The 12,261-nt window shown below is 63.0% G+C and carries 14 protein-coding genes; all 14 read left to right on the plus strand.

The window, feature by feature from the left end; all coding sequences use genetic code 11:
- The first annotated feature begins 41 nt into the window (after window positions 1-41).
- The 14 genes from GC121_RS05735 (at window position 42) to GC121_RS05800 (ending at window position 12,228) form a co-directional block, all read left to right on the plus strand.
- Complete coding sequence (locus GC121_RS05735; protein WP_151973171.1) at window positions 42-644, plus strand: outer membrane protein; 603 nt, start codon at window positions 42-44, stop codon at window positions 642-644.
- Between the two features lie 143 nt (window positions 645-787).
- A complete protein-coding gene (locus GC121_RS05740; RefSeq protein ID WP_151973172.1) occupies window positions 788-1,519 on the plus strand; it encodes a hypothetical protein in 732 nt (243 codons plus the stop codon).
- Window positions 1,516-2,250, plus strand: a complete 735-nt coding sequence (locus GC121_RS05745; RefSeq protein WP_151973173.1) for an aspartyl/asparaginyl beta-hydroxylase domain-containing protein — start codon at window positions 1,516-1,518, stop codon at window positions 2,248-2,250. The genes GC121_RS05740 and GC121_RS05745 overlap by 4 nt, the downstream gene beginning before the upstream one ends.
- Window positions 2,251-2,374: 124 nt before the next feature.
- Window positions 2,375-2,578: a 50S ribosomal protein L35 gene (rpmI, locus tag GC121_RS05750; RefSeq protein WP_151973174.1), complete on the plus strand. Its 204-nt coding sequence runs from the start codon at window positions 2,375-2,377 to the stop codon at window positions 2,576-2,578.
- A 22-nt stretch (window positions 2,579-2,600) separates the two neighbouring features.
- Window positions 2,601-2,960, plus strand: coding sequence for a 50S ribosomal protein L20 (gene rplT, locus GC121_RS05755; RefSeq protein WP_151973175.1), 360 nt, complete (start codon window positions 2,601-2,603; stop codon window positions 2,958-2,960).
- A gap of 80 nt (window positions 2,961-3,040) precedes the next feature.
- Window positions 3,041-4,150: a phenylalanine--tRNA ligase subunit alpha gene (gene pheS / locus GC121_RS05760; protein ID WP_151973176.1), complete on the plus strand. Its 1,110-nt coding sequence runs from the start codon at window positions 3,041-3,043 to the stop codon at window positions 4,148-4,150.
- Window positions 4,147-6,537 (plus strand): phenylalanine--tRNA ligase subunit beta, encoded by a 2,391-nt coding sequence (gene pheT, locus GC121_RS05765; RefSeq protein WP_151973177.1) that lies wholly within the window; start codon window positions 4,147-4,149, stop codon window positions 6,535-6,537. The genes pheS and pheT overlap by 4 nt, the downstream gene beginning before the upstream one ends.
- A complete protein-coding gene (locus tag GC121_RS05770; RefSeq protein WP_151973178.1) occupies window positions 6,534-6,953 on the plus strand; it encodes a hypothetical protein in 420 nt (139 codons plus the stop codon). Before pheT ends, GC121_RS05770 begins: the two co-directional genes overlap by 4 nt.
- A gap of 48 nt (window positions 6,954-7,001) precedes the next feature.
- Window positions 7,002-8,534 (plus strand): peptide chain release factor 3, encoded by a 1,533-nt coding sequence (locus tag GC121_RS05775; protein ID WP_151973179.1) that lies wholly within the window; start codon window positions 7,002-7,004, stop codon window positions 8,532-8,534.
- 32 nt (window positions 8,535-8,566) lie between these two features.
- Window positions 8,567-9,124 carry a pyridoxamine 5'-phosphate oxidase family protein gene (locus GC121_RS05780; RefSeq protein ID WP_151973180.1) on the plus strand — a complete coding sequence of 186 codons (558 nt, stop codon included), beginning with the start codon at window positions 8,567-8,569 and terminating at the stop codon, window positions 9,122-9,124.
- 13 nt (window positions 9,125-9,137) lie between these two features.
- Window positions 9,138-9,848 (plus strand): endonuclease/exonuclease/phosphatase family protein, encoded by a 711-nt coding sequence (locus GC121_RS05785; RefSeq protein ID WP_151973181.1) that lies wholly within the window; start codon window positions 9,138-9,140, stop codon window positions 9,846-9,848.
- Window positions 9,849-10,001: 153 nt separating this feature from the next.
- Window positions 10,002-10,340, plus strand: coding sequence for a P-II family nitrogen regulator (locus tag GC121_RS05790; protein WP_151973182.1), 339 nt, complete (start codon window positions 10,002-10,004; stop codon window positions 10,338-10,340).
- A gap of 17 nt (window positions 10,341-10,357) precedes the next feature.
- A complete protein-coding gene (locus tag GC121_RS05795) occupies window positions 10,358-11,686 on the plus strand; it encodes an ammonium transporter (protein ID WP_151973183.1) in 1,329 nt (442 codons plus the stop codon).
- A 203-nt stretch (window positions 11,687-11,889) separates the two neighbouring features.
- Window positions 11,890-12,228: a P-II family nitrogen regulator gene (locus tag GC121_RS05800; RefSeq protein ID WP_151973184.1), complete on the plus strand. Its 339-nt coding sequence runs from the start codon at window positions 11,890-11,892 to the stop codon at window positions 12,226-12,228.
- The last annotated feature ends 33 nt before the right edge of the window (window positions 12,229-12,261 follow it).

The following is a 12,261-nucleotide window of genomic DNA, read 5'->3' on the forward strand; positions in this document are numbered from 1 at the left end:
GGCCATCGCAGCACGGGCTGCGTTTGCTAAAGGGAAGCACAATGAAAATCATCACCGTCGCGGCTGTTCTGGCAGCTGTTGTTTCGACCCCGGCACTGGCCCAGGAAGGCCCCGTCCAGGGCAAGGATGGCATCCGTATCGAAGGCCAGGTGGCGTGGGAACGTCTGAACGATCCCGAGCTCGATCAGGGCATCAATTACGAACTGGGCAGCGGCATTTCCTATGGCGGCGAAATCGGCTTCGATTTCCCCGTGAGCAACCGCGTCGTGGTTGGCCCCTATGCCAACTACTCGGCCTCCACGATTGAGGAATGCGAAGGCCAGCTGTGCGTTTCGTCGGGCGGCTACTGGGCAGCGGGCATCCACGCCGGTCTGCTCGTCGGCACCAACGGCATGGTCTATGCCAAGGCCGGTTACGGCCAGCAGACCATTGATCTGGTCGGCCCGTTCAATGACAATGGCACGATCATCAATTTCGACGAGAGCGAAACCGGCGGCGGCTACAATTTCGGCCTCGGCTACGATCACAGCTTCGGCGAAAACTTTTATGGCCGGATCGAGACCTCGATCAGCGAAAGCTACGACATTTACGGCTTCGATTTCCAGCGCTCGACCGTGGGCGTGAGCCTAGGTGCGCGCTTCTAAGCCAAGCGTAAACGCATCATCGCGGAAAGGGGCGGCGAACTTCGGTTTGCCGCCCCTTTTTGCGTGCGGCCCGCAGCAAATCCGTTCCATCCGTGCGCCGCTATGCAATATACGTTTGGTATCGAATCGCTGGGGGGCGGCGTATGTATGCCAGTGTATTGTCAGGGGAAGTGCCATCGCAGGCCGCCCAATTGCAGGATCTGACCGCCGGAATGGCATGCGGTGCGGACAGGCTGGGCGCGCTTGCCGGGGCGCTGCAAACGGTGATTGTCGGACAGCAAGAGCAGGCTGCGGTCGCCCGCCTGCGTTACCGTGCCTATCTGGCCGCAGGCGCGGTGCCGGAGGATCGCTCGGGCGCGATCTGGGAAGCGGGCGATAGCGACGCCAATGCGCGGACATATGCCGTGCTGCTGGAGGGCGAGCCCATCGCCTCGATCCGCGTCCATATTGCGCGGGGAACGCAGACCACCTCGCCAGCCTGCACGGTGTTCCCCGAGGTGACATCGCCGTGGCTGGCAAGCGGCTGCGCTATCGTGGATTCGAGCTGCTTCTGCGTGGAACCGCAACTCGCGCGAGACTTTCCGCAGCTTGCCCTGCTGGCCGTGCGCATTCCGGTGGTGCTGGCGCAGGCTTTTGCCCCGTCATGGCTGATCGCCACACCGCGCCGTGGCCATGAAGGATTTTACCTGCGCAATTTCGGCGGGCGCAGGCTGGCAGAGCCCCGCGTATATCCCGGCCGGGAACGGCCGCTCGCGCTGGTGGGCAACCGCATGGAACTGGTCGCCGAGCGCATTTTCGGTCGCTATCCCACCTTCCGCGCCGATGCCGCCGAGCAAGCGGCGATGCGCGGCCATTACCGGGAGGCCTTGCAATGACCGCCGGACAGCCCGTTGCGCCGCCGCGCACGCTCGCCATTGCAGGCGGCTTGGTGCCGCGGATCGAAGCGGTGATCGGGCGCAACTCGTTACACGGCGATCCGGCCTTCTACGATCCGGCCAGCTTTGCGTGGACGCATAAGCTCGAAGCCGCCTTTCCCGCCATCCGCGCCGAACTCGACGCGCTGCTGGGTTCCGGCGCGGCGATTCCCGGCTTCGAGGAAATCAGCCACGACCAGACCAAGCTGACCGACGACAAACGCTGGCAGACCTATTTCTTCCTCGGCTACGGCCTGCCTTTCGAAGAGAATATCGCCGCCTGCCCGCAAACCTGGGCGGCGCTCCAGAATGTGCCGGGGTTGGTCACCGCGTTCTTCTCCATTCTTGCGCCGGGCAAGCAGATCCCGCTCCATCGCGGGCCCTATAAAGGTGTGCTGCGCTATCATTTGGGGGTGGTCGTGCCGGAGGGCGAGACAATCGACATCACGGTTGATGGCGAGACTCGCGGCTGGGCGGAAGGAAAGAGCCTGATTTTTGACGACACCTATTACCATTCGGCGCGCAACCTCACAGACAGGCCGCGCGTGGTTCTGTTCGTCGATTTCGAACGCCCGCTCAAACGCCCGCTTTCTTGGGTGAACAAGGGCGTGCTGAAAATCATCGCCCGCTCCGGCTTTGTGCAGGAGGCGAAGGTGAATTACGATAACTGGCGGCGCAGCAATGCTAGCTGAGATGCTTGCATTCGCTGGCCGATCCGCTATGTGCGCCCCCTTCACTGACACGTGATTCTTCTTCCGGTCTGGCTGAAAGGGCTGCCAGGGCTGGTTGGACGTGTTCTCGAACTAGGAGACGAAAATGCCCAAGCTGAAGACCAAGAGCGGTGTCAAAAAGCGCTTCAAGCTCACTGCCACCGGCAAGGTCAAGCATGGTGTCGCCGGAAAGCGCCACCGCCTGATCAGCCACAATGCCAAGTATATCCGCCAGCAGCGCGGCACCAAGGTTCTGGCCAAGGCCGACTTTGCAGCCGTCAAAAAGTGGGCACCCTACGGCCTTAGCTGAGCCGGGGATAAGGAGATAAGATATGCCTCGCATTAAACGTGGTGTGACCACCCGCGCTAAACACAAGCGCGTTCTCGAACAGGCCAAGGGTTACCGCGGCCGTCGCAAAAATACGATCCGCGTCGCCCGTCAGGCCGTCGAAAAGGCCGGCCAGTACGCCTATCGCGACCGCAAGGTGAACAAGCGCAATTTCCGCGCTCTGTGGATCCAGCGTATCAACGCTGCGGTGCGCGCCGAAGGCCTCACCTATTCGCAGTTCATGCACGGCGTGAAGCTGGCCGGGATCGAGCTGGACCGCAAGGTCATGGCCGATCTGGCGATGAACGAAGGCGCAGCCTTTAGCGGCATCATCAAGCAGGCCAAGGAAGCGCTTCCGGCCTGATTGCTGATTGCCATGAAATTCAGGAAGCGCCATCCGAAAGGGTGGCGCTTTTTGTTTATGCCCACTAAGCGAGCGAGCCCATGAGCACCGAACAAGAGAAGCAAGTTTCCGATACGCTGGCGCGCCTCGATGCTGCGGCCAGTGCGGGCGATGTCGAAGCGATCCGTGTGGAAGCGCTGGGCAAGGCGGGCTGGATCAGCGCGCTGATGAAAACGCTGGGCAAAATGACGCCCGAGGAACGGCAAAGCGAAGGCCCCCGCATTCAGGGCATCCGCGCCCGCGTGGCCGATGCGATCGAGGCGAAGAAGACGGCGCTCGAAGCGGCCGAACTCGAAGCGCGGCTCGCCACCGAAACGCTTGACCTCACCCTGCCCGCTCCCTCTGTGCCCAAGGGCAGCGTGCATCCGGTGAGCCAGGTGATGGACGAGCTGTCCGAAATCTTCGCCGATCTGGGCTTCTCGGTCGCTACCGGGCCGGAGATCGAGGACGACTGGTACAATTTCACCGCGCTCAATATGCCTGAAAGCCATCCGGCGCGGGCGATGCACGATACCTTCTATTTCGGCGATAACCACCGGGCGCCCAATGGCGGAAAAATGTTGCTCCGGACGCATACCAGTCCCGTGCAAATCCGCACCATGATCGCCGAAGGTGCTCCTTTGCGCATTATCGCGCCGGGCCGCGTCTACCGTTCGGACAGCGACGCCACGCATACGCCGATGTTCCATCAGGTTGAAGGGCTGGTGATCGACCGGGATATCCATCTCGGCCACCTCAAATGGACGCTGGAGACTTTCCTCAAGGCTTTCTTCGAAACCGACGATATCGTGTTGCGGCTGCGCCCTTCCTATTTCCCCTTCACCGAGCCTTCGGTGGAAGTCGATGTCGGCTTTGCTATCGAGAACGGCAAGCGGGTGCTGGGCGGCAGCGGCGACGCGCCGGGGCATGGCTGGATGGAGCTGCTGGGTAGCGGTATGGTCAACCGGCGGGTGATCGCATTTGCCGGACTCGACCCCGACGAGTGGCAGGGCTTTGCCTTTGGCGTCGGCGTAGACCGGCTCGCCATGCTCAAATACGGAATGGACGATCTGCGCGCCTTTTTTGACGGCGATGCGCGCTGGCTGTCGCATTACGGGTTCAGCGGGCTTGACCAGCCAACCCTTTCCGGCGGTGTGGGAGCAAAGGCATGAAGTTCTCGCTCGAATGGCTGAAACATTTCCTCGAAACCGAAGCGACGGTGGAGGAAATTGCCGCCAAGCTGAATGCCATCGGCATCGAAGTCGAAGAGATCGACGATCCGGCGGCAAAGCTGGCCGGATTCCACGTGGCCGAAGTGCTCACCGCTGCGCCGCATCCCGATGCCGACAAGCTGCAAGTGCTCACGGTCAACACTGGTGAAGGCGAGCCGCTCCAAGTCGTCTGCGGCGCGCCCAATGCGCGTGCGGGGATGAAAGGCGTGCTTGGGCTTGCTGGTGCGGTCGTCCCGGCGAACGGCATGGTGCTGCGCAAGAGCGCGATCCGCGGCGTCGAATCGAACGGCATGATGTGCTCGGTGCGCGAGCTGGAGCTGGGCGACGAGCATGACGGGATTATCGAACTGCCCGCTGATGCGCCTGTCGGCACCGCCTTTGCCGACTATCACAATGCCTCGCCTATTTTCGACGTGGCGATCACGCCCAATCGCCCCGATTGCATGGGCGTTTATGGCATAGCCCGCGATCTGGCGGCGGCTGGCCTTGGCACGCTGAAACCGGTCACCGCGCCGGACATCGCCGCGCAAGCGCCTTGCCCGGTCAAAATCCGCACCGACGATCCCGAAGGCTGTCCGGCCTTCTATGGCCGCGTCATTACCGGTGTGACCAACGGCCCTTCGCCCGACTGGATGCAGCAGCGGCTGATCGCGGCAGGCCAGCGGCCCAAAAGCGCGCTGGTGGACATCACCAATTATCTGATGCTGGCTTTCGGCAGGCCTGCGCACGTCTACGATCTTGCCATGTTGACCGGCCCCGTCGTCGCTCGCCGTGCGGTCGATGGCGAGAGCGTGAAGGCCTTGAACGAAAAGAGCTACACGCTCGATTCCAGCATGACGGTGATTGCCGATGATGCGGGCGTGCACGATATTGCCGGGATCATGGGCGGCGAACATTCGGCAGTGCAGGACGGCACGACCGATGTGCTGCTCGAAATCGCCTATTTCGATCCCGAGCAGATCGGGGTGACGGGCCGCAAGCTGGGTCTTGCCACCGATGCTCGCACCCGGTTCGAGCGCGGCGTCGATCCGGCTTTCCTTGATGACGGCCTTGCCATTCTGACCGACCTTGTGCTGCGCCTGTGCGGCGGGACGCCGAGCGAGGTGGTGCGCGCAGGCTCGCCGCCGAACGCGCCCAAAGTGGTGGCGTTCGATCCGGCGATGACGGCGAAGCTGGGCGGGGTCGAAGTGCCGGCGCAAGAGCAGAAACGCATCCTCGAAGCGCTCGATTTCGCGGTCGATGCGGGTTGGAACGTCACGTGCCCGCTGCGCCGCCACGATATCGAAGGCCCAGCCGATCTGGTCGAGGAAGTGGTGCGGATCTACGGCATCGACAATGTCGCCAGTGTCGCGCTCCCCCGTGCAGAGGGTGTGGCCAAGCCCACCGCCACGCCGCAGCAGCAGCTTGAGCGCCGCGTGCGCCGCGCCGCCGCCGCGCGCGGGCTGAACGAGGCGGTGACATGGAGCTTCCTGCCGGTACCCGATGCCGAACATTTTTCGGCTAGCGCGCCGCTCTGGGTGCTCGACAATCCGATCAGCGAGGACATGAAGGCGATGCGCCCCTCGCTCCTCCCCGGCCTGCTCGCCGCTGCCAAACGCAATGCCGATCTCGGCGCGGATAGCCTGCGCCTGTTCGAAGTCGGTCGCCGTTATTTGCGCAGCGCTGATAGTTCGTCTGCCGAACATCCCACGCTCGCCGTGCTGCTGGCGGGCGAGAAGACCCCGCGCGGCTGGGCCACAGGCAAGGCCACGCTGTTCGACGCCTACGACGCCAAGGCTGAGGCTGAAGCTTTGCTGGCGGAAGCCGGCGCTCCGGTAGCGAATTTGCAAGTGATGGGAGAAGCAGGGCCGCAATTCCATCCCGGCCAGTCGGGCACTCTGCGGCTCGGCCCCAAGACCGTGCTCGCCCGCTTCGGCGCGCTGCATCCGGCAACGCTCGCAACCTTCGATGTCGATGGCCCGGTGGTCGCAGTGGAGATGTATCTCGATGCGATCCCTGCGAAGAAGGGCAAATCCGGCTTCGCCAAACCGCATTACGCCCCGCCCGCCTTGCAAGCGGTAACCCGCGATTTCGCCTTCCTCGTCCCCGCTGGCCTCCCGGCGGGCGACCTGCTGCGCGCGGCCAAAGGCGCGGACAAGGTGAACATCGTCGATGCCCGCGTGTTCGACGTCTTCGCTGGCCAAGGCGTGCCCGAAGGCAAGAAATCGGTCGCAGTAGAAGTGACGCTGCAACCGGGCGAGAAGTCGTTCAAGGATGACGAGCTGAAGGCGATTTCGGAGGCGGTTGTTGCGTCGGCTGGGAAGCTGGGTGCGGAGCTGCGTGGGTGAAACTTATCGAGCGTCTGACCCAGGGCTTGCCCGATCCGGAAACGGCGCCAGACGCGGATATTTTTATGACTGTCGCAGTTCCAGGCGATATCGACCCATTCGAGCGGCACGCGCGCTTCAGCATTCCGTTGGATGCCGAGCTTCGGCTCGCAGGTCTCGGCTGCTCATCGGGTGGCGGAACGCTATATTTTGAACGCGATGAATGGACGCCAGACGGCAAGGACGAGATCGCCTATTGCATTGTCGACATCGAAGCGTCGCATCTGGACAAGGTTCGGGAATTGCTGCGCTTCCATTTACCAGTTCTCGGTGCTCCGGCAGGCACGCTGGTGCAGTTCGGTGACCGCGAAGACGCCTATGATGGAAGCGACTGGGTCCTGGGTCAGGAGCGCACGGTTCCCGACCCGTTCGGCTGATATGATCGCTCTCGACCGCGATGCCTCGCTCGGCTAGGCGCGCAAGCCATGTCCACCAGAAGAACCTTCGCCATCATTTCGCACCCTGACGCGGGGAAGACCACGCTCACGGAAAAGCTCCTGCTGCAAGGCGGGGCGATTCATGCGGCGGGGGCGGTGAAGGCGCGCGGGGAAGCGCGGCGGGCGCGGTCGGACTGGATGAAGATCGAGCAGCAACGTGGCATCTCGGTCACCTCCAGCGTGATGACCTTCGAAAAAGATTTCAACGGAGAGACGATTACCTTCAACCTGCTCGATACGCCGGGGCACGAGGATTTCTCCGAAGACACCTATCGCACGCTGACCGCGGTCGATTCCGCCATCATGGTGATTGACGCCGCCAAGGGGATCGAGCCGCAGACGCTCAAGCTGTTCGAAGTCTGCCGCCTGCGCAGCGTGCCGATCATCACCTTCGTCAACAAGGTGGACCGCGAAGGCCGCGACGCGTTCGAGACTCTGGACGAAGTGGCGGACAAGCTGGCGCTCGATGTCAGCCCGCAAATGTGGCCCATCGGCATGGGCGGGCTGTTCGAAGGCCTGCTCGATTTCCGCACCGGCGAGGTCGCGCGGCCCGAGGGTGGCTCGAAGGAGTATCTGGGCAAGCGCGATGCCGATGCCGCTATCCCGGATAATTATGCCGAGGAAATCGAACTGGCGCGCGCAGGCTATCCCGAGCTTGATCTGGAAGCCTATCGCAATGGCGATCTGACGCCCGTCTATTTCGGCTCCGCCTTGAAGAATTTCGGGGTGGAGGAGCTCATCGACGCGATTGCCCGCTATGCCCCGCCGCCGCGTCCGCAACCCGCGGGTGAGGAGACAATCGGGCCGGAGCGCGATGAGGTCACCGGCTTCATCTTCAAGGTGCAGGCCAATATGGACCCCAACCACCGCGACCGCATCGCGTTCATGCGGCAGGTGTCGGGCACGTTCAAACGCGGCATGAAACTGACGCCGAGCGGGCTGGGAAAACCCATCGCGGTGCATTCGCCCATCCTGTTCTTCGCGCAAGACCGCGAGATTGCCGATACCGCCAGCCCCGGCGACATTATCGGCATTCCCAATCACGGCACGCTGCGCGTGGGCGATACGCTCAGCGAGAAGAACACCATCCGCTTCACCGGTCTGCCCAATTTCGCGCCGGAAATCCTGCGCCGCGTGCAGCTGAAAGACCCGACCAAGACCAAGCAATTGCGCAAGGCGCTGGATGATTTGTCCGAAGAGGGCGTGATCCAGGTGTTCTACCCGATCATCGGCGGATCAAGCATTGTCGGCGTGGTCGGGCAGTTGCAGCTGGAAGTGCTGATCTCGCGGCTGGAGGCGGAATATAAGGTCGAGGCGGCGCTCGAACCCTCGCCTTTCGCGACCGCGCGCTGGCTCAAGGGTCCGCAAGCCAAAATCGACGAGTTCGAGCGCTTCAACCAGGGCAATCTCGGCAAAGACCGCGACGGCGATCTGGTGTTCATGGCCAAGAGCCCGTGGGATGTCGGCTACCAGCAGGAAAAGAACCCGGAGATCGTGTTCTCGGCCACGAAGGAGCGGTGACAAGCGTGGCGCGCGGGCCTAGGCTCGCCGCTATGGCCGACTTCTCCGACACGCTCACTGACAAACACATCGCCATGATCGAACGCCAGCCGGTGTTCTTTGTCGCCACCGCGGCAGCGGATGCGCGGATCAATCTCTCGCCCAAGGGCTATGATGCGTTTCGCGTGCTGGCGCCCGACCGTGTTGCGTGGCTCGATCTGGCGGGTTCGGGGAATGAGACCAATGCGCATCTGCTCGCCGATGGCCGCATCACGATCATGTTTTGCAATTTCGATCAGCCCGCGCTGATCCTGCGCATTTACGGGCGCGGCACGCCGGTGCTTCCGGCGGATGACGGCTGGGCGGAACTGGCCGCGCATTTCACCCTCCTGCCCGGCACGCGGCAAATCTTCGATATACAGGTCGAGAGCGTGCAGACGAGCTGCGGCTGGGGCGTCCCGTTTATGGAGCTGAAGTCGGAGCGCAACACGCTGGTCAAAGCGCATAGCGGAGTGGACGAGGAAAAGTGGCTCGCCAAGCGGCAGAACCACCCCGGCAGCATTGACGGCCTGCCCACCCGCAAGACCGACCGCTATATTGCCGGCGAATAGCAAGCCTGATCGCATGGAGCTGACATTCGCCAGCTACAATATCCACAAGGGCGTGGGCGGCGACGGGCGGCGCGTACCGTTGCGCATTCTCGATGTATTGGATGAAATGGCCGCGGATGTGGTCGCCTTGCAGGAAGTCGATATCCGCTTCGGCAACCGGCAGAGCGTGCTTGATCTGCGCGACATTGAACGGCGCGGCTGGCAAGTGGCGGCAGTGCCGACCAAGCCGGCGAGCATGGGCTGGCACGGCAATGCGCTGCTGGTGCGCGAGGGGATTGGTATCGCGCAAGTTGAGGCCGAGCATCTCCCCAGCCTCGAACCGCGCGGCGCAGTGCGCGCAAGACTGGTCGCGCAGGGGCAGGAGATTTGCGTCACTGCCATGCATCTCGATTTGAGCGGGCTCGCGCGCAAGCGGCAATTTGCGCATCTGTGCAATGCCAGCCGCGCGCCCGGCCTGCCTGCGGTGATGCTGGGCGATTGCAACGAATGGCTCCGCCCCATCGGCGGGGAGCGGGGGCTGGCGGCGCATTGGCAGATGGTGGAGCCGGGCAAGAGCTTTCCCGCGCGCCGCCCGCTGCTGTCGCTCGACCGGGTGATGCACACGCCGCATTGGCGGCTTGCCGCGGCGCGTGTGCATTCGAGCGCGCTGGCGCGGCAAGCGTCTGATCATCTGCCGATCATCGCGCGGCTCGCGCTGGAGCGGGCAGACCTGCCCGAAAAATAGGCGCACCTGCCCGATTCTTGTGCGATGCAGCATCGGCAATACTCCGCCAATCGCGGAGTCTCCTTGTGAAACAAGTGTAAAGCCGAACTGGCACGGAGTTTGCTGTTTGAACCCCCAGCCGGGAATTCCTCCGGCATACAACAGGGGTCAGGCATGAAATTTGTCATCGCCATTATCAAGCCGTTCAAGCTGGACGAGGTGCGCGAAGCCCTTGCCGGGATCGGCGTTGCCGGAATGACCGTCTCGGAGGTCAAAGGCTTCGGTCGGCAGAAGGGCCAGACCGAAATCTATCGCGGCGCCGAATATTCGGTAAATATGCTGCCGAAGGTGAAGCTGGAAATCGCGACGAGCGATGAGCTGGCGCCCAAGGTGGTGGAAACCATCCAGCAAACCGCCACCACGCAAAGCATCGGCGACGGGAAGATCTTCGTGCTCGATCTGGCATCGACCACGCGCATCCGCACCGGCGAAACCGACGAAACCGCGCTGTAAAACAGGGGTCAGCTTCAATGAAAACATCTCTCTTCAAGCTTGGCGCTGCTGCAACTGCCGCGCTGCTCGTTGCGGGGCCCGCCATGGCGGCGGCTCCTGCGCCGGTTCCCAATCCTGGCAACAACGCCTGGATGATGACCTCGACCATCCTCGTCCTGCTGATGATCCTGCCGGGTCTGGCGCTGTTTTACGGCGGCCTGACCCGTTCCAAGAATATGCTGTCCACCATGACGCAGATCGGCGCGACGGCGGCGCTCGCCATGCTGATCTGGGTGATGTGGGGCTATTCGTTGGCTTTCGGGGATACGTCCTACGAAGGCACGCTGGGCATGTTCATCAGTGGCGGCAGCTACTTCCTGATTGGCACCGATGCCAGCAGCACGGCGGCAACCTTCACCGATGAAGTCATCAGCAAATATGTCTTCATCAGCTTCCAGATGACGTTTGCGGCGATTACCGCGGCGCTGATCCTGGGGGCCACGGCAGAGCGGATGAAGTTCGCCGCGACGATGCTGTTCGTGCCGCTTTGGCTTACAATCGTCTACTTCCCGATTGCCCACATGGTGTGGGCGAGCAATGGCCTGCTCTATGTCGATGGCGCGCTGGACTTTGCCGGCGGCACCGTGGTGCATATCAATGCCGGTGTCTCGGGCCTGGTGCTTGCTTACCTCCTCGGCAAGCGTCGCGGCTATCCGGCAGAACAGATGCCGCCGCACTCGATGACGCTGACGATGGTCGGCACGGGCCTGCTGTGGGTGGGCTGGTTCGGGTTCAACGCCGGTTCGGCGCTCGAAGCTGACGGTTCGGCTGGGCTTGCCATGATCAACACCTTTGTTGCCACCGCAGCGGGCGGCCTCGCGTGGATGGTGATCGAGAAGCTGGCGGGCCACAAGGGTTCGGCACTGGGCTTCTGCTCGGGCGTGATTGCAGGCCTCGTGGCCGTGACGCCTGCTGCGGGCAATAGCGGCCCGTTCGGCGCGATCCTGCTCGGCATCATCTCTTCGCTCGTCTGCTACATCGCGGTCGCCAAGGTGAAGGGCAAGTTCGGTTATGACGACTCGCTCGATGCTTTCGGCATCCACGGCGTGGGCGGGATCGTCGGCGCTATCGGCACGGCGGTGGTCTATCAGGCCTTCCTCGGCGGGCCTGCTGGCGACACCGCCAATCCGCTCGGCGTGCAGCTCTGGATCCAGATCAAGGGCGTGCTCATCACGATCGTCTGGGCCGGTGTCGGTACGCTGATCGCTGGTCTGGTGACCAAGGCGCTGGTTGGCCTGCGGGTTGACGAGGAAGCCGAAGTCAACGGCCTCGACATCTCCGAACATGGAGAGCGCGCTTACAACTAACCCAAGTTTGGCAGGGCCGGGACCTCTCCTCTCTCTCCCCGGCTCTGCCTCACCTCGTTCCTCCTGCGAACATAAAAACTGCCAAGGGCCGGAGCCACCCGCTCCGGCCCCTTTTTTGTGCCCGCGTGCCGCGTGGGGACTTGCCAGCCGCGCGGCTGCGCCGCACAAGCTGGCGGCAAGAGCTGCAAAAAGGGGGCCGCGCCATGAAACTCGTCATTGCCGTGATCAAACCGCACCGGCTGGAAGCTGTGCGCGAGGCGCTCGCGGGGATCGGTGTGGCTGGAATGACGGTGTGCGAGGCGAAGGGGTTCGGGCGGCAAAAGGGCCAGAACGAGATTTATCGCGGGGCCGAATATGCGGTGAACATGCTGCCCAAAGTGCGGCTGGAAATCGCCTGCGACGATGCGCTCGCCCCGCAGATTGTCGAAACCATCCGCAATGCAGCAAACAATGGCCAGATCGGCGACGGCAAGATCTTTGTGCTCGAACTGGCAGGCGCGACCCGCATCCGCACCGGCGAAAGCGGCGAGCTGGCGCTGTAGCTCGCCTCTTGCTGCGCGATTGCGCCCGCCGCG

Origin of the sequence: Erythrobacter sp. EC-HK427 (assembly GCF_902498745.1) — a bacterium.
GTDB lineage: Bacteria > Pseudomonadota > Alphaproteobacteria > Sphingomonadales > Sphingomonadaceae > Alteraurantiacibacter.

What these genes read in the sequence shown, in the direction of transcription:
- GC121_RS05735 (WP_151973171.1), top strand. Translation starts at nt 42, where the DNA reads ATGAAAATCATCACCGTCGCGGCTGTTCTGGCAGCTGTTGTTTCGACC.
- GC121_RS05740 (WP_151973172.1), top strand. Translation starts at nt 788, where the DNA reads ATGTATGCCAGTGTATTGTCAGGGGAAGTGCCATCGCAGGCCGCCCAA.
- GC121_RS05745 (WP_151973173.1), top strand. Translation starts at nt 1,516, where the DNA reads ATGACCGCCGGACAGCCCGTTGCGCCGCCGCGCACGCTCGCCATTGCA.
- rpmI (WP_151973174.1), top strand. Translation starts at nt 2,375, where the DNA reads ATGCCCAAGCTGAAGACCAAGAGCGGTGTCAAAAAGCGCTTCAAGCTC.
- rplT (WP_151973175.1), top strand. Translation starts at nt 2,601, where the DNA reads ATGCCTCGCATTAAACGTGGTGTGACCACCCGCGCTAAACACAAGCGC.
- pheS (WP_151973176.1), top strand. Translation starts at nt 3,041, where the DNA reads ATGAGCACCGAACAAGAGAAGCAAGTTTCCGATACGCTGGCGCGCCTC.
- pheT (WP_151973177.1), top strand. Translation starts at nt 4,147, where the DNA reads ATGAAGTTCTCGCTCGAATGGCTGAAACATTTCCTCGAAACCGAAGCG.
- GC121_RS05775 (WP_151973179.1), top strand. Translation starts at nt 7,002, where the DNA reads ATGTCCACCAGAAGAACCTTCGCCATCATTTCGCACCCTGACGCGGGG.
- GC121_RS05780 (WP_151973180.1), top strand. Translation starts at nt 8,567, where the DNA reads ATGGCCGACTTCTCCGACACGCTCACTGACAAACACATCGCCATGATC.
- GC121_RS05785 (WP_151973181.1), top strand. Translation starts at nt 9,138, where the DNA reads ATGGAGCTGACATTCGCCAGCTACAATATCCACAAGGGCGTGGGCGGC.
- GC121_RS05790 (WP_151973182.1), top strand. Translation starts at nt 10,002, where the DNA reads ATGAAATTTGTCATCGCCATTATCAAGCCGTTCAAGCTGGACGAGGTG.
- GC121_RS05795 (WP_151973183.1), top strand. Translation starts at nt 10,358, where the DNA reads ATGAAAACATCTCTCTTCAAGCTTGGCGCTGCTGCAACTGCCGCGCTG.
- GC121_RS05800 (WP_151973184.1), top strand. Translation starts at nt 11,890, where the DNA reads ATGAAACTCGTCATTGCCGTGATCAAACCGCACCGGCTGGAAGCTGTG.